Consider the following 23,492-nt stretch of genomic DNA (forward strand, 5'->3'; position numbering starts at 1 on the left):
GGAAGTCTTACATGACTTATGGGTTTGATTTCGGCGCGGTCCTCGACCGCGCCCCGGAATTGCTGTGGGGTTCGCTTGGAACGCTTGGCCTTGCGTTGGCTGGGATGCTCCTCGCACTCGTCATCGGAATCCTGGGCGTTGTTGCAAGGACTTCCAAGAGCGAGATCGCGCGCACGCCCGTGATCGTCTTCGTCGAGGTCGTGCGCAATACGCCATTCCTGGTGCAGATCTTCTTCATATATTTTGCCCTTCCTCTCATGGGCATCCGCCTCAATCCGACCGTTACGGCGATCCTTGCCCTTGGCATCAATGGTGGGGCGTACGCAATCGAGATCATCCGAGGCGGGGTCGAGAGCGTGTCGCGCGGCCAGATCGAAGCAGGTTTCGCACTTGGTCTGCACAAGGCGGATGTCTTCCGGCTCATCGTGCTCAAGCCGGCGCTGCGGGCGATTTATCCCTCGCTCACTAGCCAGTTCATCATGCTGACACTGACAACGTCTGTCTGCACGTCAATCGCCGCCTACGAACTGACCTCGGCCGCTCAGCGCATTGAGTCTGACACCTTCCGCAGCTTCGAAGTCTATTTCACGGTGACCGCTATCTACCTGGTTATCTCGACGCTGATGATGGGCCTCTTTGCCCTCGTTTCTCGTCACTACTTCAACTACCCGACGCGATAGGAGGCAGCCATGGGTCCCATCGGCGAAAATGAATTCTTCTTTTTGATGCAGGGTTTGAAGTGGACCGTGCTGCTCGCGATCGTGGGTTTCATCGGTGGGGGGATATTCGGAATCCTGATCGCGCTGCTGCGCACCTCCAAGAAGAAGGTCGCCCGGACGATCACCGCAGGATATATAGGCGTCTTCCAGGGCACGCCCCTTCTGATGCAGCTCTTCGTTGTATATTACGGCGTTGCGCTATTGGGCATCGAGGTCAACGCGTGGATCGCGGTCGCAATCGCCTTCACGCTCCATGCCAGTGCTTTCCTGGGCGAGATCTGGCGCGGCTCCATCGAGGCTGTGCCGAAGGGCCAGACGGAAGCCGCCAACGCCCTCGGTCTGCATTATGTCTCGCGGATGAAAGACATCATCCTGCCGCAGGCCCTGAAAATCTCGATGCCGGCCACCATCGGCTTCCTTGTCCAGCTCATCAAGGGCACGTCGCTGGCAGCAATCGTCGGCTTCATTGAACTCACTCGCGCCGGCCAGATCATATCAAACCAGACCTATCGTCCGCTGCTCGTCTTCGGGATCGTCGGCGCAATCTACTTCATCATTTGCTGGCCGCTCTCCCATGCCGGAAGTGGCCTCGAAAAACGGATGGCGAAAGCTGCCCGCTAACCGCTTCGCTCGAAGCAAAACTCTTGAGGAGGAGAATAAGCATGCATAACAATCGTAGGAGTTTTCTCGGACTTGCACTGGCAACCGTTGCCTTCGCAACCGTTGGCGCTGCCGCCGCCTCTGCGGCAAGTGTGGAGGAAATCAAGGCAAAGGGCACGCTGGTGGTCGGCATCCAGGGCGACAATGCGCCATGGGGGTTCGTCAACACAAGCGGCGTTCAGGACGGCTTCGACGCTGACGTCGCCAACCTTTTTGCCAAGGAATTGGGCGTGAAGGTTCAATTCCAGCCGCTCGCCGTTGCCAACCGAATTCCGGCACTTACGACCGGCAAGGTCGACATCCTGTTCGCAACGATGGCGATGACGGAAGAACGCGCGAAATCAATTCAATACAGCAAGCCCTACGCCGCCAACACGATTTCGCTTTATGCCGCGAAGTCCGACACGGTTACGAAGCCTGAAGACGTTGCGGGATGGGAGATCGGCGTCCCGAAGTCCAGTTCGCAGGATAAGGCAGTAACGGACGCCGTGGGATCCACCGCAACGGTTCGCCGCTTCGATGACGACGCCGCAACCATCCAGGCTCTGATCTCCGGACAGGTCAAGGCGGTTGGCGGCAACCAGTTCTATGGTCAGCGTCTGGATGCGGCGAGTGCCGGCACCTACGAGCGCAAGATTGACTTTCTGACGACCTACAACGGCGTCGGAACCCGCCTCGGCGAGAAGGACTGGAACGAAGCCGTCAACGTCTTCATCGACAAGATCAAGGCCAATGGTGAGCTGGCCGCCATCACGAAGAAGTGGATGGAGATCGATCTGCCGCAGTTCCCGGAATCCATTCCGAACATCCCGTTCACCGTCAATTAGAGCGCGTGTCGATCTGACTGGATCAGATCGGCGCTCTAACGCTTTCTTTCTGACGCATGATCTTATCGATCCTCGTTTCACTCCGGTCGGATCATGCTCTAAAGCCCAAATGGAGGGTTCCGTGCTCAATTGCGCAAAAGATCAACCGACGCTGATTTCCCTTGAGGACGTGCAGAAGTGGTACGGCGCTTTCCATGCCTTGAAATCCATCAGTCTGTCGGTCCGCAAAGGCGAAAAGATCGTCCTCTGCGGGCCGTCAGGCTCGGGGAAATCAACGTTAATCCGCTGCATCAATGCCCTCGAAACGATCGAGGACGGCAAGATCGTCGTCGAGGGTCAGCTACTGGACGGAAGCACCAAATCCGTCGATGCGATACGTCGCGAAGTGGGAATGGTCTTCCAGAGCTTCAATCTCTTCCCGCACATGACCGTACTTCAGAACTGTACACTTGCCCCGATGCGTGTTCGCGGCACAAGCCGCACTGACGCAGAGCGACTGGCTCAAAAATATCTCGAGCGCGTTCGGATCCTTGACCAGGCGGAAAAGTATCCGGCACAGCTATCCGGCGGGCAACAACAACGCGTTGCCATCGCTCGCGCGCTCTGCATGGAGCCGAAGGTCATGCTCTTCGACGAACCGACCTCTGCCCTCGATCCAGAAATGGTGAAGGAGGTACTCGACACCATGATCGGGCTCGCCCGTGACGGCATGACGATGATCTGTGTCACGCACGAAATGGGGTTTGCCCGTCAGGTCGCTGATCGCGTCATCTTCATGGCCTCCGGAGAAATCGTCGAAGAGGCCGAACCGGACGTCTTCTTCAAGTCTCCCAAGCACCAACGCACGAAAACCTTCCTCGGCGAAATCCTCGCCCACCACTGACGTTCGAAAGCGATGCCAATGCACGACAAGAAATTCCTCGTGGGACTGATCGGCGCCGATATCCAAATGTCAAAGTCCCCGGCGCTCCACGAAACGGAGGCTCGACACCAGGGCGTCGACTATCGTTACGAGCTTCTCGACCTAGCCGAGCGAGGCCTTCCCCCTTCGGCGCTGCCGGACCTCCTAGACGAGCAGGAGCGGCGCGGTTTTGCCGGGAGCAACATTACACATCCGTGCAAGCAGACGGTGATCGCCCACCTCAATCGCCTTTCCGATGATGCAGAGATGCTCGGTGCGGTCAACACCGTGGTCTTTCGTGACGGCGAGAGGATCGGCCACAACACTGATTGGTACGGTTTTTACGAGAATTTCCAGCGCGGCCTTCCGCACGTCGCGAAGTCGCATGGCGTCCTGCTTGGCGCCGGCGGCGCCGGTGTCGCCGTGGCGCATGCCGCAATCAAGCTTGGTATTGAGACATTATCGATCTTTGACCAGGATTCGAAACGGGCAGAAACCTTGGCTCGGCAGTTGAACCATCGGTTCTCAAGGGATTGTGCTCGTGCCACGACGGATGTCGGCAGCACCCTGCGCTCCGCGGACGGCCTCATTCACGCGACGCCGACGGGTATGAAGAGCCATCCTGGTTTGCCGATCGACCCGGAATGGCTTCTGCCACGGCATTGGGTCGCCGACATCGTCTATATGCCGCTCGTCACAGAGCTCCTTGCTCTCGCTGAAGGAAAAGGCTGCCGGACCCTTCGTGGCGGCGGCATGACCGTCTACCAGGCAGCAGCGGCTTTCGAATTGTTCACCGGGATAGCACCCGACGCAGAGCGCATGTCCCGTCACTTTACGGATCTATGCCGCCTGTCGGCTTGATGGGGAGATCCCAAATGCCGCATATCATCATCGATTATAGCCGGGGCGCAGGCGAGCATGTAGCCATGGACCGGCTGACGCTGACCGTACATCGCTGCGTCCGCGATGGCGGTCTTGTGAAACCTTCCGCCGTGCGCACGCTTGCGCGGGAGGCGACATACTCCTGCGTGGGCGATGAGCATGTCGATAATCATTTCATCCAAATCATCGTGCGGATGGCACCGGGGCGTACTGCAGAGACCAAGCAGAAGCTTCTCACTGCCGTTCTCGACGCCGCGCGGGCGATCGCCGCGCCTGCTCTCGAAGCGGGAAGGCTCGGCTTGCGCGCAGATCTCTACGAGTCGGACCCTGATTTTGCTGTTCAAGCAATCGCGTTCGTCTGACCAGGACGAAGTGCTCAACAAGGACACTATGCTATGAGCCTGATCTACGTTCTCAATGGACCAAACCTCAACCTGCTTGGCAAACGCCAGCCGCATATCTACGGGCATGAAACGCTCGCAGACGTGGAGGCGGACTGCCGCAAGCTGGCAGCCGAACTCGGCCTTGAAATCCGCTTTCATCAGAGCAACCGGGAATACGAGATCATCGATTGGATTCATGAGGCGCGCGAGGACGGTGCGGGCATCGTCATCAACCCGGCGGCCTTCACCCACACCTCACTCGCCATCCTTGACGCTCTGAACACATTTGAAGGGCCTGTGATCGAGATCCACATCTCCAATGTGCACAAGCGCGAAAGCTTCCGACATCATTCGTACGTTTCGCACCGCGCGGACGGCGTGATTTGCGGCCTTGGAACAGAAGGATATCAGCTTGGCATCCGGCGTGCGGCGACAATGATCAGCGGCGCGAGCAAGGGCTGAGGTGGTCATGACCCAACGGGTTAAGCTGGCCGTACTTGGGGCAGGCCTCATCGGTAAGCGGCATATTCAGCACCTCCTGGCCGAGCCCTCGGCGCAACTCAGTGCCGTGGTCGATCCCACGCCCGCTGGCCAGACCATTGCCAAGAAAGCGGGTGTGAAGTGGTTTCCAAGCTTCGCAGACATGATTGCCGCAGACCGACCTGACGGGATCATCGTGGCTACGCCCAACCAGGCTCACGTCCAGAACGGGTTGGAAGCCGTTGAAGCCGGCGTTCCCGCACTCATCGAGAAGCCGATCGCCGACGACACTATATCCGGGGAAAAGCTGATCGCAGCGGCTGAGGCAAAAGGTGTTCCTCTTTTGACCGGCCATCACCGCCGGCACAATCCGGTGATTCAGAAGGCAAAGGAAATCATCGAAAGCGGGAAGCTCGGCCGCGTTCTTGTTGCCAATGTGATGTTCTGGCTGTTCAAGCCCGACGATTACTTTGACATCTCGTGGCGTCGTGAGCGCGGCGCGGGGCCGGTTTTCCTCAATCTCATCCACGATGTCGATAATCTGCGTTATCTTCTCGGCGATGTGGCTGCGGTTCAGGCACGCGAGTCCAACGCGGTGCGCGGCAACGCAGTTGAGGAAACTGCTGTGATCCTGATCGAGTTCAAGAATGGCGTTTTGGGAACTGCGACAGTCTCGGACGCGGTGGTCGCACCGTGGAGCTGGGAGATGACAAGCGGCGAGAATCCGGCTTACCCCAAAACCGAGCAATCCTGTTACATGATCGGAGGAACGCACGGGTCGCTGGCTGTTCCGTCGCTCGAGGTCTGGCGCAATCCTGGTAAACGGAGTTGGTGGGAACCATTTGACCAAACGCGCATCGAGGTCGACGACGAGGACCCGCTCGTTCTGCAGATCAGGCAATTCTGCAAGGTGATCCGCGGAGACGAACCGCCGCTTGTCAGCGGGCGCGAGGGGCTCGAAACCTTGAGGGTAGTCGATGCGGTAAAACGCGCGGCGGCAACGGGAGAGCGTATCGCTTTGAACTGAGGCCTGAGTAATGTAACCGCCTGCTCGCTCTTCGCGTCTCCTTGCATCCGATGCGATGAGAACGCCGGCTCAACACCGACGTTAGGATCGCGCCTCTGGCGGAGGAAATCGTCGCCGCCCTGTCTTCGCCGCCATAGAAACGCGCCGTCTTCCGGCAACGACCCAACGCTTCATCGAATTTCTGGGGTGACTGCTTGAAGCCGACTTAAGGCAGAAATCAACGTCCGCCTTGACGTACCTTTTTGTCATTCGGATGTCCGCAACGCGTCGAATTTGGCCTTCCGCGTAGCGAGATAGCGGCGCTTCTGTTCGAAGCGCCGCAATTCATCACTACAATTCAACTTGCTCAGAAATGGCCAGGGCGTCGTCGACCTCGATCCCGAGGTACTGCACGGTGCTCTCCAGCTTCTTGTGGCCGAGCAAGAGCTGGACGGCGCGCAGGTTGCCTGTCTTCTTGTAGATGTGTGCGGCCTTCGTCCGCCTCATTGAATGCGTGTCGTAGCGTTTGGGATCAAGCCCGATGCTCGACACCCACCGCTCGACAACCCTGCTATATTGCCGCGTCGACAGATGCGGCTTTGTGTGCACGCGGCTCGGAAACAGGTAATCCCGTTCCCCGAGTCTGCGATTTTCAATCCATGCGCCGAAAGCCTCCCGCGTTTGATCGGTCAATTCGAATTGCACGGGTCGGCCGGTCTTCTTCTGAATGATGATCGCCCGGTCACGAACCCTTCCGGAAGTCGAAACATCACCAACTGAGATCGCGACCAGATCACAAGCCCGCAATTTGCTGTCGATCGCGAGGTTGAATAGCGCCAGGTCGCGTACTGCGCTCAACATCTGAAGGCGGGTACGGATGGCCCAGGCCTCCTTCGGCTTCAATGGGGGCTTCTGACCGATGATGCGGCCGAGTTCCAGCTAGACATAGCCTTCCTCCCAGAAGCCACCCCCACACCGAAGCGCTCAACTATTTTTCGGGTGGAAGACGGCCCTTCGTCCTGCTCATCTGAACGGGCAAGTTGCGCCATTTGCCGTCATGAGATCGCGGATGGCATTTGGCAAGGCTACTCCTGCCCGAGCTACTTCCTGACCTCGACCACAAGGGGATAGCCTTCGTCTTCCCACTCCAAACATCCGCCGGCGAAATAGTATATGCGCGTGTAACCCCAGGCAATCGCCTTGGCCGAAGCATAGGCCGCGTAGGGGCCATGCTTGCCGTGAGAGTAGAACGCGACTTCGTCTTCCTTGCCCACCACCTTGGCGAGACTTTCCTTTGACAGGCCGGTGACCAGCGATAAGTTGATGGCTTTTGGAATGTGCCCATTGTCATAGTTGAGCGGGGCACGCACATCTATGAATGGTACGTCGCGTGCCAGCAGCGCCTTTGCTTCCGTGACATCGACTTTTATCGTCCTGTCGACGCTGAGATCGCCCTTCGTAAGGGTCATGAACTTGAAATAGTCGTCAAGAGCGAGGTCTGTGCCGGCCCCCTCGGGCACTCCGGCCTTACGGAGTCCTTCCTGCAGGCGCGCAATGTAAGGCCGATGGTACCTGAACGCATTGCCATACCAGTCAAACGCACTTTCCTGGACGGTGAGCGAATCGCCTAAGAAGGACGTAGCCAGTTTGTTGTACCTGTTGATCAGCGCCTGAATGCCGTCCGTCCGTCCGAGATAGCCGTAACTCGATATCAGCGTGGCGTAGTCCGCTTGGAGATCAGACTTCTTCTCGATCACGCGTTCGAGGGTGTCGGCGGCTTCGTTGTATTTTCCCTGAGAGAAGAGCGAGACTGCGAGCATGCGCAGCGTTGCCTTCGGGGGATGGGGATCGATTCTCATTGCCAGGCGCACTTGCTGTTCCGCCTCCGCCGCATGTCCCGTCGCATTGAGAACCCGCGCCATGCTGACATGGTTGTCGGGATCATTCGGCGCAAGCTTCATCGCCCGGTCGATGGCAGCGAATGCTTCATCATAGCGGCCCTGCTGAGCAAGCAATTGCGCCGATATCGCATAGGCAAGCGGCGTCGGCTTCTCCATGGCCTTCGCAAGATTTCTGTCCAGGTTCCTGGAAGCGGCCTCTCTACGAGAAAAATTCCAGGATAAGATGCTGGTCCTCCAGTTTGCCGCCGCGAGCGACGCATAGGCGCGACTATAGCTCGGATCGAGCACGATAGCCTTCTGGAAGAACGCGGCGGCCATTGCCATTTCCGCCTCGGTGTCCCGGCGAAGATGATCCCAACCCTGAAGCAAAGTATCGTAGGCCCGCGGATTTATTGTTTCCGGTACTGCTGCGACGCTTTTTTCGGCACTCGTCAGCTTCACGGAGAGCGTTGAAACGATCTGTCCGATCACCCTGTCCTGCAGCCCGAACACGCCGCTCATTTCACCATCATAGCGCTGAGCCCAGAGGTGGTGTCCGTCGAGAGCGTCAATCAATTGGGCATTGACCCGAACATGATTTCCCTCTCGACGTACGCTGCCCTCCAGGATGTAGTGCACGCCCAGTTCTTTGGCCACCTGCTGCACCTTGGTGGGTTTGCCCTTGTAGGCAAACGTCGAGTTGCGTGCGATGACGAAAATGCCAGATAGTTTCGAAAGTTCGGTGATCACGTCGTCGGTCATTCCATCGGCGAAATAGCTCTGCCCGGCATCAGAACTCAGGTTTTCGAATGGCAGGACGGCGATCGAGGGCTTCTGGGGAAGCGGAAGAGCCATCCGCGGAACGGACGCGGCGTCAGCGCTCTCGCGCCTCTGGGCCAGCCATACTGCGGGAACGCTGATCAGCAGTAGGAGGGCCAAAGCGGCTGGAATTATCCAACTCCGAAAGCTTCTGACCTGGAAGCGCCGATGCCGTGCATTTCCCTCGAACCTCACCCGGTAGACACGGACAGGCCGCTTGATATTCTTCACATGCTGCTCGCCGATGAATTCCAGCGGCAATTCGAGCGTGCCCTGCAAGTGATCGAAAGCAGTGCCAGATATGAAAAGGCCTCCTGGCTCACACATCTGCTCAAGGCGAGCCGCGACGTTCACGCCATCACCGAGCAAATCATCCCCGTCGACGACCACATCGCCGAGATTGATGCCCATGCGGAGGAGAAGTCGATGTTGGGATGCTACATCCGCCTGGCGTGCAGCGATCTTACTCTGTGACGCGACTGCGCAAGCAACCGCGTCGACGACGGAACCAAATTCCACAATCGCGCCGTCGCCCATGAGCTTCACGATGCGTCCGTGATAATCTTCCACAAAGGGGTCGAAGATTTCGGAACGCCACGCCTTCATTGCTGCCAGGGTCCGGGCCTCGTCGGCTTCGATGAGGCGCGAATAACCGACAATGTCGACGGCAAGAATTGCAACCAGCCGCCGCTCGGCGCGAGCTGCTTCCATAACCACCTCTCCCAAAAGGAGTAGAAGGCCTCGCTGTTGCGTTGGTCAGGGGCGGGAACTCTCAGCCTCCTAACTTGCGAAGCTACACTTGTTTCCTCGCTCGTTCCAGATTTATTGGGACTTGCCGGTATGGCCGCTTCAGGCCGCGTCACCGGAAATTCCGGCTTGTAACCACGAGCGGCAGCTCAGGGTCGACCTTTGGCCTTCAGCAGGGTCAGCACGCGGCATTTCAATAAGAAGGGCCGCAGTTCAGTGCTTCAGCTACGTGTTCGCGATCAATCCCCTCCACCTTCTGTCCCTCAAAGCGGTTTCGCAGATGCCTCGCTCAATGTTGGCACTTGGGAGCGGTTTCATGTGGCCCTTTGTTCTCGAGATTTATTACTCGTGCCGATAGCTTCTCGGCGATGTCCCGGTCGTGTGTAACCAACAGGACAGCGAGGCCGGTTTCCCTGACGATCTCCTGCAGGAATGAGATCACCTCTTTCTGGCTGACGGGATCGAGCCGTGAAGTCGCCTCGTCGGCGAAGAGAAAGGCCGGATTGAGCAGCAGCGCGCGCAACAACGCAAAACGCTGCAGCTCGCCGCCCGAAAGGTGGCCGGGCAGACGATCGAGAAGAATTTCCGGCAGGCGCAAGCGGTCCAGCAATCCCTTGACTGCCGTCCATTCCTTGGCATGGAGGCGCACCAGATCGGTGAGCCCTTTGCGGATCGTCTGATGCGACGCGAACGCGGCGGGCGGATCCTGGTAGAGCTTCTGGAAGCGGAGGGGCGACACTCCCGCCTTGCGCTCGACCACTCCTGCATCAGGCGGGGTCAGGCCAAGAAGGATATTGCCGACCGTCGTCTTGCCGCAGCCGCTCGGCCCGAAGATCGAGACGATATCGCCGGCAGCGACCGCAATATCCAGATCGGAGAAGAGGATCCTGTTAGCATATCGCTTCGCCAGCCCGCGACCGGCAAGGATGACCTCGCCGAAGGCCGATGACGCCCGCCGCCCCCAGCTTGCGGGCTCAGAGGCGAGAAGCGCCTTCGTATAGGCGTGCTCGGGCGCTTGGAGCAGTTTTTCCGCGGGCGCGTATTCGACCAGCCGGCCATCGAGCATGACGCCGATCATGCCGCCGAGCGCCCTGGCGACGGCGACGTCATGGGTGATGGTCAGCAGCAAACGACCCGCTTCGGCCTCCTGTTTCAGGCGTGCCGTCACCGAGTCCCGCAGCGCCGTGTCGAGACCCTTCGTCGGCTCATCCGCGATCAGAAGCTCGCTGTCGGCGGCGTGCGCCATCGCGATCGCCGCCCGCTGTCCCATGCCGCCTGACATCTGAAAGGGATAAAGCGCTTCCGTAGAGGCAAGGGAAACCCCCGCGAGATTCTCCTTGGCAAGCGCATCGCTCCGCGTGGCATCCTTGTCTTTGACGAAGCGATGTATTTCTGCCACCTGCGGCAGGACGCGCATGGTCGGATCAAGCGCCAGCCACGGCTCCTGCGGCAGCAGGCAAATGCTCCGGCCCCAGTGGCGGCGGCGCTGGGCAGGCGTCTCCGCAAAAAGGTCCGTCCCCTTGAAGATCACGCGCCCCGTCGTACGCAGCCCTGGCGGCAAATTGCCCATGATAGCCTGGGCGACAAGCGACTTGCCCGATCCACTTTCGCCAAGCAGCGTTAACGGGCGCCCCCTTGCTATCGCAAGGGACACGTCGGACACGATGCGGCCTTCCAGGGAGTCGATCGACAGAGCGGCAATCGACAGGTTCAGGTTTGCTTGAATGTTCATGGATGATCTCCCTGGGCGAGAAGCTGAAGGCCGAGGACGAGCAGGAAGATCAGCATGGCTGGAAGCAGCACATGCACCGGCGCCTCCGCGTAATACGGCAAGAGCTCCACGATCATGCTGCCGAGTTCCGGCGTCGGAGGCTGTAGCCCAACGCTGATGGCGCTCAAAGTCGACACCGCAATGATGGCCGTAGCCATGGCAAAGGTCGAAAGCGTTGCGATCATCGGTGCGACCACCGGCAGGACGTAGTTGACGAGGATATAGCGCGAGCCGAAGCCGAGCATGAGCGCCGCCTCGATATGCGGCTGCGCGAGGGCGGACTTCGTCGTCGCCTTAGTCACACGATAGAACTCGACCCACAGGGTCAACGACAGGCCCAGGAACAGCGGGCCGTAATTGCCGGGTGCGAAAGCCAGCAGCAGGAGCACCAGCATCAGACCGGGCAGTGCCAGCACAATTGTGGCCGTCAGTTCCAGGAACCGCTCTGTCCAGCCGCCTTTCCAGGCGGCGGCAAGACCGAGCAGAACGCCGGGGACCGCGGCCGCGAGCATGGTCAGGAAAGCGAGGCCGAACGAAAGGCGCGCGCCGTGGGCGAGACGGGCGAGGAGGCTACGCCCGTAGTGATCGGCCCCGAGCAAAAAGTCGCCACCGAAAGGCGCGAGGCTGGCGCTAAAATCCTGCGCCGCGGGATCGGCAGGAATGAGCACTGGCCCGATGGTCGCAAAACCACCGAGCAGGACGAGGAGCCCGGCGCCAAACATGCGCCCCGTGGTCAGCCGCCCTTTCGGCCGAGCAATGTCGCCAATCGTGCTCATGCCATTCTCCTCATACGCGGATCGAGCCAATGGGTTAGAAGGTCGACAATGGCGGCGATGACGACGAACATCAGCCCCATGGCCAAGGCTGTCCCCTGCACCATGGGAATGTCCCGCTCGACAACCGCATGGACCAGGGCGTGACCGATTCCCGGATAGGCAAAAAGCGATTCCACGACGACGACGCCTTCGACGAGGTAGACGGCCTGCAGTGCGATATAGGAAACGACAGGGATGGCGGCGTTCCGAAGCCCATGTCGGCGCACGACAACGGACTCCGGCAGACCCTTATACCGGGCGAAGGCGAAATAGGGTGCCCTCGCGACAGCAGCGACCGAATTGCGCATGACCCGGCTCGACATGGCGGCGAGCCCGAGAGCGAGCGTCAGCGCGGGAAGCAGCATCTCACGCGCCGAGCCAAAACCGGCTGGAGGCAACCAGCCGAGCTGCTTCGAAAAGACCAGCATCAGCATCAGGCCGAGCACGAACGGCGGGATGGCGCGGAAGATCACCGCACCCGCCAAACCCAGACGGTCAATGGCGCCTCCCGCCTTCAGTCCCGAGAAGAGACCTATGACCGGGCCGATGAGAAGCGATAGCGCGAGCGCCGATGCGGCGAGCCACACGGACGCGCCGAGCTGCACCTTCAGCTCATGAATGACGGGCGAGCCCGTGACGAGCGAATGTCCAAGATCAAGGCGCAAGAGGTTGCCAAGCCATTCCAGGAACTGGGCTACGAGTGGCCGGTCGAGGCCCAGCTCGAGCCTGACCATTTTTGCCGCTTCGGCAATCCGCGCATCCGGTCCATAGCGGCCGGCAGCAATGCGCATGGCGGCGTCGCCGGGCATCACGCGCATGAGGACGAAACAAAGGGCGCCGACCACGACGGCCACTAGCCCCGCCTGGAGCAGGCGCGCAAGGAGGAAGTTTCGCATTGTGGCTCCCCGTTAGTCTGCCCAGCGGATAGCCGACAGGCCGTAGTTCACCTCAAGGGGATCGACCTGGACGCCAGAGACCCTCTTGTTCGAGACGATGGCGAGCTCCGACCAGGTGACTGGTATGCTCGGCAGTTCTTGCTGCAGGATCTCGACGGCGCGGCCCTGAAGCGGAGCTCGGGCCGCCGCATCGCTCGTCGCAGCAAGTTGTTCGACAACGCTCTGGATTTCCTTGTTGTCCCAGCCCATCGAACCCCAGTCGCTTCCGCCGGGACCGTAGTCCTGGAGCAGCGTGCCGACGGGATCCGGCACGATGGAGTAGAGCCGCGATATCAGCCCCATCTCCAGTGTTCCGTCCTGGTGACGCGCCGGAATTTCCGAGCTATTGCCCACGGATACTTTTGCCTCGATCCCCACCTGTCTGAGCTGAGCCTGCAGTGCCGTCGCGATGGGCGGCAGTTCGGGCCAACTTGAATAGGTCAGCAGCGTCACGCTGAACCGCTTGCCATCCTTTTCCAGAATACCGTCGCTGCCGGCTCTCCAGCCCGCGGCAGCCAGGAGTTCTTTCGCCTTGTCTACGTCCCGCACGAGCGGCTGGACGTCGGGGGAATTCCAGCCCTTCATCGCAGGCGGGAATAGCTGGGTTGCAGCAAGATCGGGGTTGCGCAGGATCACCTTGGTAATCCCGGCGCGGTCGATCGCTGCACTGATCGCCTGCCGCTCCTCAATCTGGTCGAAAAATGGGGACGCCGCATTGAGCTTGAGAATGCGCGTGCGGGGGATGGTGGCAATCTGCACATCGAGTCTCGGATTGGCTTTGAGACGATCCACCGAGACCGGCAGCATCGAAAAGGCCAGATCGACTTCGCCGCTTTCCGCCATCAGCGCTCGGGTCTCGCCTTGTCCCACTGCGAGATAGCTGACTTCCTCGATCGCGGGCTTGCCGCCCCACCACCCGCCGGAGGCCTGCAACTCCAAGCGTGCCGGAGCGGTGAGGCTTTTCACCTTGTAGGGTCCGGACCCAACAATCTGCGTGACTTTGCCCGCCGCATCGAATGAAGACGGCGCCAGCACGATGGTGCTGAAATGCACGAGATAGGCGGGCAGAGCAGAGAATGGTTTCGTCAGCCTGATTACTACGTCACGACCGTCACTGGCGATGTCTTCAATCGGCGCCTGAGCCAGCACACCGACGCCTGCAAGGGCTCGCTGCAGACTGGCCGCTGCCGCTTCCCCCGTCACGGGCATGCCGTCGTGGAAACGCGCATTCTCACGGAGTGTAAAGCGCCATGTCAGACCATCGCCACTGACGCTCCACCGATTCGCCAGAGCGGGCACGATCTCGCCTTCGTGGTTGGCGGTCACGAGCGTTTCGGCGACTTGCAATCGGCTGAAGACATAACCGGTCTGGGCCGGATCAATGCCGGTAATCTCCCATGGGCCGGCAACCTTGAGCACCTCGGCATGGGCCGGGTTAAGCGACGCGGCGACGCTGAGTGCAACCGTAGTGAACAGCACGCGCAGTGTGCGCATTCAGACCTCCAATCATTTTTTCCGTGACGAAAATGGGTACGAGTGCATGTGCCCGCTCCCTCGATATGTTACGTTATTACGTTCGTCAATTGGAAAGTTACGTAATAACATTATGAGCCGTCACGGATGTCGACGCGTATAAGCCGGCAGGCAGCGGTGACTTTTCGCTGCAACTGTGCGATGGGCAATTCATGATCACCATGCGGGGCATAGTAGGGGACAGGATAACGGCGACGGCGATTGCGCTGCTGTTCGCGTATCTGTTGCTGCTGCAGGGGCTCTTGTCGGGCACGTCGCAAGGTGCGATGGCGGCCGCCGCTGTCGATCCTCTCCACGAAATCTGCTTCTCGTCGGGATCCATTGGCCAGGCACGGGACGATGGCACTCCGGCCAAAAAATCGAGCAATTGCCCTTGTGGTACTCTCTGTCGCCTCGCCTCGACCGACATGCCGGCGATCCTCGGCGGCGAGAACCCTGTCGCTCTTGCCGCCGTTGACATTCCAGTCGGGGTTGTGCCTTCTCCTGAAGAAGTCGCGTCAACCACGCTTCGGCGATTGATCGCCGAGCCTCGCGCGCCTCCCTTCTTCTCCTGACATCGCCGTTACCATCGCCGACCCGCCTTCGCGGATTGGCCGCGTTTTGATGTTTTGGAGTCACCAATGACCGACCTGACCATTGGGCAGGAGAGCACCGGCGCTGCCGTGCGATCCGCGTCCGACCTTTATCGCGCCGTCTGGCGCTGGCATTTCTATGCGGGGCTGCTTGTCCTGCCTTTCATGATTACCCTGGCGATCACCGGGGCGCTTTATCTCTTCCGCGACGAGATCGACGCGGTCGTCCACGCCAACCTGAAGCAGGTCGAAGTCCGAGAGGGCGAGGCGAAGGCGACCCCGTCGGCGATGGTGGCCGCGGCGCTGGCCGCCCATCCGGGCACAGCCGTCAAGTTCACCGACCCGGCGTCGCCAGTCTCCTCCGCGGAGATCACGGTCAGCACCGAGGCTGAGGGCAAGCTTGCCGTCTATGTCGATCCGTACAGCGGAAAAGTGCTGGGCGCGCTCCCGGATCGCGGCACGATCATGTGGACGATCCGCTATCTGCACAGCCTCAAATATTTCGGATCGTTCAGCCGCGCCCTGATCGAGATCGCCGGTGGCTGGTCCATCCTGCTGGTCGGCACGGGCATCTATCTCTGGTGGCCGCGCCGGCAGACGGGCGGCGTGCTCAGCGTCCGCGGCACCCCGAAGCGGCGGGTGTTCTGGCGCGATACCCATGCGGTCACCGGTATCTTCGTCGGCTTCTTCATCGCCTTCCTCGCCGTCACCGGCATGCCCTGGTCCGGCGTCTGGGGCGCCAAGGTCAACGAATGGGCGAACGGCAACAATTTCGGCTATCCGGCCGGGGTCCGTGTCGCCGTGCCGATGTCCGACGAACATCTCGACCACGTCGCCAAGACCTCCTGGTCGCTCGAGCAGGCGCAGGTGCCGCAGTCGCCCGGCGATCAGCATGGCGCAACGCCGATCGGCCTCGACGAAGCCGTCGCGACCTTCGATCGTCTGGGCCTGCATCACGGCTACACGGTTGCCATCCCCGCGACGCCGACCGGCGTCTATACCGGTTCCGTCTATCCCGACGATCTGTCGCAGCAGCGCGTCGTGCATCTCGATCAATATTCCGGAAAGCCGCTCCTCGACACGAGCTATTCGGACTACGGCCCGCTCGGCAAGTGGCTCGAATGGGGCATCAATGTGCACATGGGACAGGAGTTCGGGCGGGTGAACCAGATCGTGCTCCTTGTAGCCTGCATCGCCATTATCGCTCTCGCCGTATCTGCCGGCATCATGTGGTGGAAGCGCCGGCCGGCGGGGTCGCTTGGCGTGCCGCCGATGCCATCCGACAAACGGGTGTTTCGCGGGCTGCTGGCGATCCTGGTCGCTGGCGGTATTGTCTTTCCGCTGGTCGGAGTTTCGCTGGTGATTATGCTTGCCTTGGATTGGAGCTACTCGAAGCTTTCGAGGCAGCGAAGCGCGTAAGCGGGCCGACTGACCTGTATCAATGCAATTTGCCATGGCGCGAAGCAAACCTGCCTGCGACGACACGATCGGGCTTTCCGCTCGCGCCATACTGCAACACGACAATTGCAACGGAGAACACCATGTTGAAATCCCTCATAAGCGCCGCTGCCCTGACCGTCCTCGGCGCGACTGCCGCGTCCGCCCACTCCACCCTCGAAGTGACGGATGCCCATGTCGGGTCCTCCTACAAAGCGGTGATCCGCGTTCCGCATGGTTGCGAGGGCAAGCCGACGATCGCGGTCCGTGTCCAGGTTCCGGAAGGAATGATTGCGGCAAAGCCGATGCCGAAGACCGGCTGGACGCTGGAAAAGATCAAGGGTCCCTACGAGAAGTCCTATGACTACTTCGGCACGCCGATGAAAGAGGGCGTAAAGGAGATCGTCTGGAAAGGCGGCAGTCTCGCTGACGACGAATATGACGAGTTCGTGTTCCGCGCCTTCCTGACCGACAGCCTGCCCGTCGGCAAGACGATCTACGTGCCGGTGGTGCAGGAATGCCCGGAGGGTGCGGCCGAGCGCTGGATCGAGATTCCGAAAGAAGGGCAGTCGAGTGACGAGCTGGAATTTCCGGCGCCTGGGATCAAGCTGCTTGAAAAGCAGAGCGCGCACTGATCAAGGCTAAATGGCCGCACAGGTCCGCTAACCGGGGAGCACGCATGGCGCTCATGTCACCGATCGTCTCTCGCCTGGCGAGGCTGTTGGTGATCGCACTGTGCGGGCTTCTCGCGCAGGTTGCCGTGGCCTCAGCGCATGCGACGCTCAACTCGAGCGACCCAAAGGACGGCGCGGTTGTCGACGCCGCGCCATCTTTCTACGCGCTGACGTTTAGCGAGCCGGTGTCGCCGCTCTCTCTGAGGCTCGTTCGGCCGGACGGGTCGTCGATTCCGCTCGACCGGTTCGAGGTGAAGGATCGAACCGTCGAAATCGCCGCGCCGGCGGATCTCGGCCGCGGGACCCATGTGCTGAGCTGGCGGGTGACCTCCGCGGACGGGCACCCGATCGGCGGATCGGTCGTGTTTTCGATCGGTCTGGCAAGCTCTGCGCCGCCGCTGGTCGGCGACCAGATCGACTGGGCTGTGCGTGCCGGCGTGCTGGCAGGAAGGATCGCGCTGTACGTTGGCCTGTTCATCGGTGTCGGCGGCGCGTTTTCGTTGTGCTGGCTCTTCGGCGGCTCTCGATCCGGCCGCAATGTCGTTGCAGGCACTCTTGTCATCGGGGCTCTTGGCGCGCTCGGTTCTGTCGGCTTCCAGGGCCTCGATGCGCTGGCCGTCCCGGTAACGCGCATCGCCGAGCCAATGGTCTGGTCCACGGCGATGGGAACAAGCCTTGCGCACACGGTCATCGCCGCCTTCATCGCTTTTGCCGCGGCGGCATTGGCTCTTCTCAAAAAGGGACAGTTTTCGCGCGTGCCGTCGCTCGCCGCACTCATCCTTGCGGGTGCGGCATTGTCGCTCAGCGGCCACGCGGCTGCTGCCGAGCCGCAATGGCTGATGCGACCGGCAGTCTTCCTGCACGCCATGGCAATCAGCTTCTGGGTAGGATCGCTCGCACCTCTAGCCCTTGCACTGAGGCGCGGCGACCCGGCCGCCGTTCCCGGACTGCGTCGCTTCTCAACGGCCATCCCGCTCCTGCTCGTCGTGCTTATAGCTGCGGGAGCTGTGCTGGCCATCGTGCAGGTGGAGAAGCCCCAGGCCCTCGTCGATACCGCCTATGGCCGGGTGTTTCTGATCAAACTCGGCCTGCTTGTCGGATTGTCCCTGCTGGCTGCCGCCAATCGTTGGCGTTTGACCAAACCGGTTGTGGCCGGCGATGGCCGCGCCACCAAGCGGCTGGTTCGCTCGATCGCCGCGGAAACGGCGATCGTGCTCTTGATTTTTGCAGTCGTGGCCTGCTGGCGCTTCACGCCGCCGCCGCGCGCCCTGGCGGCCGCTGCGGCCCAGCCCGCGACCGTGCACATCCACGCCGACGAGGCGATGGCATTCGTTCAGGTCATGCCCGGACGTGCCGGCGACGTGACGGTGTCGATCGGCGTCCTCTCCGGCGAGTTCCAGCGGCTCGATGCGAAGGAGGTGACCCTTGTCCTTTCCAAGCCCGATTCCGGCGTCGAGCCGTTCAGACGGGCGGCCGGCCGTCGTGACGAAGCGACCTGGCGGATCGACCATATGACCATCCCGCTGCCGGGAACCTGGCGTGTCCGCGTCGACATCCTGATCAGCGACTTCGACAAGGTCAGCCTCGAAGATCAGATCAGCATCAGGCCGTGAATTGACTGCCCGTCCTCCGCAACACGATACCTTGACCCGGCGTCTGCCGGTAACGTCGCCTCCCGATGCCGCCGATGCGGTAGATTGTTCGCCTCTGCGCGCATGGCTGTGACACATGGGAAGACTGACAATCATCGCGGCTGCATTTTTATGGATCGTCGGGTCGTCCGCTTGGGCCCATGAAACGCGTGCGCCCAGGAACGACTCGGGAATTCCCATCCCCTTCGTGACGCATGGCGAGATGGCAGTGCTGTCCTCCTATCGCCATGACATCTTGGCGCTCGGTGCCGTTGCATGGAAATCGCTACGAAGCTTACGGGCAGACCTTAGCCGCCGCGCTTGACTACCTTGATGATGGCTCAAACCCACGGAATTACCACAGGACGGTGGTCGTCGAGCGAGTTTTCAGCAGCCTATTGATGTGCGACTTGGGAAGCCGCCGACATCAGTTCCTCGGGATTGGGGGCCGTGAACGTATAGCCAACCTCCAAAACTTCAGTGAAGCTCCAGCGTACGATTCCCGCCCGGTCCAGTAGGAACTGACCGACAAGTTGCGCCTGGCCGGAAGCCATCATCTGCTGATCGGCTTTCGTAATCTGATACCTTTCCTTCTTGTTGAGAAACTCGTTCATTGCCACTACGTCCATAGGCTCGGGCAACTCGCCCGGGAGATGAACCCGTATCGCCATGATCGTGTCCATCCCGACCTCACGCAAGCCGAAAGCACGATGCGAGGCTCGCTCCGGGTCGGACGCCGCGAGAAGATCTAGTGTCGGGTGGTACCGGAAATAGAGCCGCGCGCGTTCGACCGGCGTGTTGACCACCGCCAGGCATTCGACGCCTTTCTCATGTAGGGCCGGTTTGAGTTGCGCCATCGCCGCGACATGGCGCCGGCAGAACGGGCAGTGTAGGCCTCGAAACAAACCGATCAGTAACGGGCTACGGCCTCGAAAATCATTGAGCGCGACCTTGCCTTCGCGCGAGATGGCATCGAGTACAACATTTGGTGCCCGGTTGCCCGGCTGCAGCGGGCGGTCGACACTACCTGTGGACATGGACAACCTCCTCGCAAGAAAAGGCAACACGACAAGCGCTTCGGGGTTTGAGCCCGTGCTGGGCGCAAACTTCCCGCGTCAGAGTAAGTTAGCGTTTGGCTTCTGCCACATTGCCGAGGTCGAGATTAAGCGTTGCAAGCCCATCTTAACACTGAAAAAGCATCTGCGGTTCGCCTGTCTCCCGAGCCGTCATGAGCGCTCGCTGTATAACGGACGGCGAGTTCCGGCTTCCGTGGCATTGGTGGATTTGCGCCAGCGCCAGGACGATCAAAGGCACCGCCAGATGCTCACGTTGGTCGAGCGCACAGTGGATCTCGATTGCCTTCTCGGCGGTCGATACACCTCCCAGTGTCCAACGTCTTGAATCTCGGGCGGCCTCGATGTGACCGGATGCCAAATGAGGCGAATGACCTCACACGAGAGCACTCCCGAATGCTATTGCGGTGAAAGTCGGATTCCCGACCTCGTTTTGGACGCTCAAGTCTGCGACGAGCAAGTTCTTCAACGGGTCGATTACCTCAGAGCACTTCTTCGCGCTCCTGATCCGGCGTAGTCCCATCATGTGCTGGAACGGTCAAGGTATACTTCCACGATTGCGGTGTTCACCTAAACCAGACGCGTAAAGGGGCTCGCCTTCAATTACGGCCCCATGCGCCCATCAGCATCTCGAGAAATCTCTCCGCCGCGGGCGACAAGGTGCCGCCGCGACGGCGGACCACGCCGATGGTACGCGATATCTCGGGATCGCCAATCGGACGTGTGATCAAGAACGGATGGTCATCCTGCGGGGTAGCCATGCGCGGCAGGACCGAAATACCGAGGCCGGCCTCCACCAGACCGAGCGAGGTGGACAGATGGGTCACCTCGTAGAACCAACGCAGCTTGATATTCGATTTTGCCAGGGCCGCGTCAAGCAAGGTTCGGTTGCCGCTCGATCGATGAACGGTAATCAGATGGTAGGGCTCGAGCTCTGCCCAGCCGACCGCGGGCTTGGCGGCGAGGGGATGATCCCTGCGCGCTGCCAGCACGAAAGGGTCTTCCACAAGCCGGTCGAAGATCAAGTCCGGATCCGACGTGCCCATGATATTTATCCCGAATTCCACCTCACCGCGTGCCACGGCCTGGAGGCCGTCGGTCGCGGGCAGGTCGAGGATACGAAAGCGGATGTTGGGATACTCCTCGTTGAACTGGCGCACGACGGTCGGCAGAAAGTAGAATGCTGCGGTCGGGAGGCATGCGATTGTTACCAATCCGCCCCGATTGGCACCAATATCGCGCACGGCGAACAAGGAGCCGTCGAATTCCTCCAACATGCGTCGGACAAGTGGAATGAGCTCCGTCCCGAGGGCCGTCGCCGACACATGTCTCGTCGTGCGCTCCAGGAGCGGTGCTCCGATCGCCTGTTCGAGCTTCTGGATCCGCCGGCTCAGCGCCGGCTGCGACAGGTGCAGCGCATCTGCAGCGCGATGGAAGCTCTCCAACTCGACCACGCTCAAGAACGCCCGAAGATCAAGGATCTCGCAATTAATGCTCATCTTGCATCAATTTCCCGATTCTTAGCATTTCACAAATCAACCGTACTTCCGATAATTGGATCAAATAGGCCGATTGATACGGCGATGACATAATTCCAGTGGAAGCACAAGCGATGAACGACCTGTTGGCGATCCCTTGCGTCCTGATGAGAGGCGGCACCTCGAAAGGTCCGTTCTTCCTGGCAAGCGATCTTCCTGCGGATGCCAGCGAGCGGGACAAGATTCTGCTGTCCGTCATGGGTTCGGGTCACCCGTTGCAGATCGATGGCATCGGCGGCGGCAATCCGGTCACGAGCAAGGTGGCCATCGTCGGACCTGCCACCATCCGTGGCGCTGACGTGGATTACCTCTTTGCCCAGGTGCGGGTCGACCAACAGATCGTCGACACGTCACCGAACTGCGGCAACATGCTTGCTGCGGTCGGCCCTTTCGCCATCGAGGCGGGTCTCGTTCCAGCCCGAGGGGAAACGACGCTCGTCCGAATCCACAACGTCAATACCGGCAAGATGATCGAAGCCGACGTTCCCACGCCGAATGGCAACGTCTCCTATCTCGGCGAAGCGGCGATCGACGGTGTACCGGGCAGCGCAGCGCCGATCGCGCTGACCTTCATGGACGCAGCCGGCGCGCGTACCGGTCAGCTTTTTCCCACCGGCAAGCCTATCGATTCGATCGACGGTGTGGCTGTCACATGCATCGATTGCGCTATGCCGATGATGTTGGTCGAGGCTGGCGCGATTGGCGCAATCGGCTTCGAGACGGCGGTTCAGCTCAATGCTGATAAGACGCTGCTTGACCGGTTGGAGAGGCTGCGCATCGCTGCCGGAGAACGAATGGGCCTTGGCGACGTGCGGAGCCAAGTAACCCCGAAGCCCGTGCTCATTTCCCGGCCAAAGTCGGGAGGCGACATCAACGTGCGCTATTTCATGCCGCATCAATGTCACCCTTCGCTGGCGACGACCGGGGCCGTGGGGATTGCCACCGCCTGCATCAATGAAGGCACCGTCGCTTCCCTTCTCGTCGGCACGCGCAAACCGCCGGTGGTGCTCTCGATTGAGCAGCCGAGCGGCCACCTGGACGTCAAGCTTCATGAAAGGGACGGCAAGGTCGTTGCCGGCATCCTTCGCACCGCCAGGCGGCTGTTCGAAGGACATGTCTTCGCAAAACCTGTCACGCAACTGGGTTGCGCGGCATAATGATCGTGGTCGCCGGGAGGGCGTCACCAATAGGAGGAGAATATCATGCACAAGCTCATGCTCGCCCTCGCGGCAACCGTCGCCTTCGCCGGTTCGGCGTTGGCGGATCCCGTCCGCATCAGCGTCGGTTCTTATAATCTCAACAATCTTCCCTTTCCGGTCGCCCAGGGGCTTGGCCTCTATGAAAAGGAAGGTCTGGAGGTGACCGTCGAAAACTTCGCATCGGGCGGCTCGAAGACGCTCCAGGCGCTCGTTGCCGGCTCGACGGATATCGCCGTCGGCTTCTACGACCACACCATCCAGATGCAATCTCAGAAGAAGGCCGTCGTGGCCTTCGTGCAGCTCGCCCGCAATTCCGGGCTCGTGCTGGCTGGCGGCAAGAACAGCACTTTCGACCCGGCCAAACCGGAAACGATCAAAGGTGCAAAAGTCGGGATCACCTCGCCAGGCTCGTCTTCCGATTTCTTCGTCCGCTATTACCTGCAGCGCAACGGCTTGTCCGCGGACGACGTCTCGCTGATCGGTGTTGGCTCCGGGTCTGCCGCCGTCGCGGCCCTTGAACAGGGCAAGGTGGACCTCCTCGTCAACTACGACCCGGCGGCGACCTTCATCGAGGCCAAGGGCGTCGGCAAGATCCTGATCGACGGGCGTAGCGACGAGGGTGCCAAGGCGATCTATGGCGGGATCTATCCAACCTCCGTCCTCTATGCCACGCAGAGCTATATCGAGGACAACCCGGAAACCATCCAGAAGGTCACCAACGCGACAGTCAAAGCGCTCGAGTGGATGAATAGCCACTCCGCTGAAGAGATCGTCGAAAAGCTGCCGAAGGAATTTATTTCCGGCGATCGCGATACCTACATCAAGGCGGTCGAGAACGCGAAGGCGATCTTCTCGAAGGACGGCCATATCGACGAGGAGGATGTCAAGACTCCGCTCGCCGTCCTCAAGAGCTTCAACGAAAAAGTCGCTGCGGCTGAGATCGACCTTACGAAAACCTACACGAACGCGTTCGTCGGCAAGGTACCGAACGTCGCCGCCAACTGACAGGA

22 protein-coding genes and 1 pseudogene are annotated in these 23,492 nt (G+C 60.5%); 14 read left to right on the plus strand and 9 right to left on the minus strand.

The window, feature by feature from the left end; all coding sequences use genetic code 11:
- The first annotated feature begins 11 nt into the window (after window positions 1-11).
- The 8 genes from NGR_RS02885 (at window position 12) to NGR_RS02920 (ending at window position 5,879) form a co-directional block, all read left to right on the plus strand.
- Complete coding sequence (locus tag NGR_RS02885) at window positions 12-680, plus strand: amino acid ABC transporter permease (RefSeq protein ID WP_015886718.1); 669 nt, start codon at window positions 12-14, stop codon at window positions 678-680.
- A 9-nt stretch (window positions 681-689) separates the two neighbouring features.
- Window positions 690-1,340: an amino acid ABC transporter permease gene (locus NGR_RS02890; protein WP_015886719.1), complete on the plus strand. Its 651-nt coding sequence runs from the start codon at window positions 690-692 to the stop codon at window positions 1,338-1,340.
- Window positions 1,341-1,381: 41 nt separating this feature from the next.
- Complete coding sequence (locus NGR_RS02895) at window positions 1,382-2,206, plus strand: transporter substrate-binding domain-containing protein (protein WP_015886720.1); 825 nt, start codon at window positions 1,382-1,384, stop codon at window positions 2,204-2,206.
- A gap of 109 nt (window positions 2,207-2,315) precedes the next feature.
- The gene (locus tag NGR_RS02900) at window positions 2,316-3,089 is read left to right on the plus strand and encodes an amino acid ABC transporter ATP-binding protein (protein WP_164924047.1); all 774 of its coding nucleotides are present in this window, start codon (window positions 2,316-2,318) and stop codon (window positions 3,087-3,089) included.
- Window positions 3,090-3,107: 18 nt separating this feature from the next.
- A complete protein-coding gene (locus NGR_RS02905) occupies window positions 3,108-3,968 on the plus strand; it encodes a shikimate dehydrogenase (protein ID WP_164923831.1) in 861 nt (286 codons plus the stop codon).
- Between the two features lie 14 nt (window positions 3,969-3,982).
- Window positions 3,983-4,351, plus strand: a complete 369-nt coding sequence (locus tag NGR_RS02910) for a 5-carboxymethyl-2-hydroxymuconate Delta-isomerase (RefSeq protein WP_015886723.1) — start codon at window positions 3,983-3,985, stop codon at window positions 4,349-4,351.
- A 33-nt stretch (window positions 4,352-4,384) separates the two neighbouring features.
- Window positions 4,385-4,834, plus strand: coding sequence for a type II 3-dehydroquinate dehydratase (aroQ, locus tag NGR_RS02915; protein ID WP_015886724.1), 450 nt, complete (start codon window positions 4,385-4,387; stop codon window positions 4,832-4,834).
- 7 nt (window positions 4,835-4,841) lie between these two features.
- Window positions 4,842-5,879: a Gfo/Idh/MocA family protein gene (locus tag NGR_RS02920; protein WP_015886725.1), complete on the plus strand. Its 1,038-nt coding sequence runs from the start codon at window positions 4,842-4,844 to the stop codon at window positions 5,877-5,879.
- 330 nt (window positions 5,880-6,209) lie between these two features.
- Here the strand turns inward: NGR_RS02920 and NGR_RS02925 are convergent, their stop codons facing one another.
- From NGR_RS02925 to NGR_RS02950, 6 genes are all read right to left on the minus strand, one after another.
- Complete coding sequence (locus tag NGR_RS02925; protein WP_015886726.1) at window positions 6,210-6,761, minus strand: tyrosine-type recombinase/integrase; 552 nt, start codon at window positions 6,759-6,761, stop codon at window positions 6,210-6,212.
- 197 nt (window positions 6,762-6,958) lie between these two features.
- Complete coding sequence (locus NGR_RS02930; RefSeq protein WP_015886727.1) at window positions 6,959-9,268, minus strand: rhodanese-like domain-containing protein; 2,310 nt, start codon at window positions 9,266-9,268, stop codon at window positions 6,959-6,961.
- A gap of 325 nt (window positions 9,269-9,593) precedes the next feature.
- On the minus strand, window positions 9,594-11,036 hold the full coding sequence (locus NGR_RS02935) for an ABC transporter ATP-binding protein (RefSeq protein WP_015886728.1): 1,443 nt from the start codon (window positions 11,034-11,036) through the stop codon (window positions 9,594-9,596).
- Window positions 11,033-11,851, minus strand: a complete 819-nt coding sequence (locus NGR_RS02940; RefSeq protein ID WP_015886729.1) for an ABC transporter permease — start codon at window positions 11,849-11,851, stop codon at window positions 11,033-11,035. The genes NGR_RS02935 and NGR_RS02940 overlap by 4 nt, the downstream gene beginning before the upstream one ends.
- A complete protein-coding gene (locus tag NGR_RS02945) occupies window positions 11,848-12,786 on the minus strand; it encodes an ABC transporter permease (RefSeq protein WP_015886730.1) in 939 nt (312 codons plus the stop codon). Before NGR_RS02945 ends, NGR_RS02940 begins: the two co-directional genes overlap by 4 nt.
- Before the next feature lie 12 nt (window positions 12,787-12,798).
- Window positions 12,799-14,319 carry an ABC transporter substrate-binding protein gene (locus NGR_RS02950; RefSeq protein ID WP_015886731.1) on the minus strand — a complete coding sequence of 507 codons (1,521 nt, stop codon included), beginning with the start codon at window positions 14,317-14,319 and terminating at the stop codon, window positions 12,799-12,801.
- A 191-nt stretch (window positions 14,320-14,510) separates the two neighbouring features.
- On the opposite strand from NGR_RS02950, the gene NGR_RS02955 reads away from it, so the two are divergent.
- From NGR_RS02955 to NGR_RS02970, 4 genes are all read left to right on the plus strand, one after another.
- Window positions 14,511-14,912 (plus strand): DUF2946 family protein, encoded by a 402-nt coding sequence (locus tag NGR_RS02955; protein WP_015886732.1) that lies wholly within the window; start codon window positions 14,511-14,513, stop codon window positions 14,910-14,912.
- Between the two features lie 66 nt (window positions 14,913-14,978).
- Entirely contained in the window at window positions 14,979-16,349 is a 1,371-nt protein-coding gene (locus tag NGR_RS02960) for a PepSY-associated TM helix domain-containing protein (RefSeq protein WP_015886733.1), read from the plus strand.
- 122 nt (window positions 16,350-16,471) lie between these two features.
- Complete coding sequence (locus tag NGR_RS02965) at window positions 16,472-17,002, plus strand: YcnI family copper-binding membrane protein (protein ID WP_015886734.1); 531 nt, start codon at window positions 16,472-16,474, stop codon at window positions 17,000-17,002.
- Between the two features lie 44 nt (window positions 17,003-17,046).
- Window positions 17,047-18,654 (plus strand): copper resistance CopC/CopD family protein, encoded by a 1,608-nt coding sequence (locus tag NGR_RS02970; protein WP_015886735.1) that lies wholly within the window; start codon window positions 17,047-17,049, stop codon window positions 18,652-18,654.
- Between the two features lie 413 nt (window positions 18,655-19,067).
- On the opposite strand, the gene NGR_RS02975 is transcribed toward NGR_RS02970, so the two are convergent.
- The 3 genes and pseudogenes from NGR_RS02975 to NGR_RS02980 all read right to left on the minus strand — a co-directional run bounded on the left by NGR_RS02975 (window position 19,068) and on the right by NGR_RS02980 (window position 21,244).
- Complete coding sequence (locus NGR_RS02975; protein ID WP_015886736.1) at window positions 19,068-19,709, minus strand: peroxiredoxin-like family protein; 642 nt, start codon at window positions 19,707-19,709, stop codon at window positions 19,068-19,070.
- Window positions 19,710-19,724: 15 nt separating this feature from the next.
- Window positions 19,725-20,052, minus strand: a pseudogene (locus NGR_RS32830) (adenylate/guanylate cyclase domain-containing protein); the annotation flags it as partial.
- A gap of 292 nt (window positions 20,053-20,344) precedes the next feature.
- On the minus strand, window positions 20,345-21,244 hold the full coding sequence (locus NGR_RS02980) for a LysR family transcriptional regulator (RefSeq protein ID WP_015886738.1): 900 nt from the start codon (window positions 21,242-21,244) through the stop codon (window positions 20,345-20,347).
- Window positions 21,245-21,357: 113 nt separating this feature from the next.
- On the opposite strand from NGR_RS02980, the gene NGR_RS02985 reads away from it, so the two are divergent.
- On the plus strand, window positions 21,358-22,440 hold the full coding sequence (locus NGR_RS02985; RefSeq protein WP_015886739.1) for a 4-oxalomesaconate tautomerase: 1,083 nt from the start codon (window positions 21,358-21,360) through the stop codon (window positions 22,438-22,440).
- A gap of 45 nt (window positions 22,441-22,485) precedes the next feature.
- Window positions 22,486-23,487 carry an ABC transporter substrate-binding protein gene (locus tag NGR_RS02990; protein WP_015886740.1) on the plus strand — a complete coding sequence of 334 codons (1,002 nt, stop codon included), beginning with the start codon at window positions 22,486-22,488 and terminating at the stop codon, window positions 23,485-23,487.
- The last annotated feature ends 5 nt before the right edge of the window (window positions 23,488-23,492 follow it).

The organism is Sinorhizobium fredii NGR234, assembly GCF_000018545.1.
Classification (GTDB): Bacteria; Pseudomonadota; Alphaproteobacteria; order Rhizobiales; family Rhizobiaceae; genus Sinorhizobium; species Sinorhizobium fredii_A.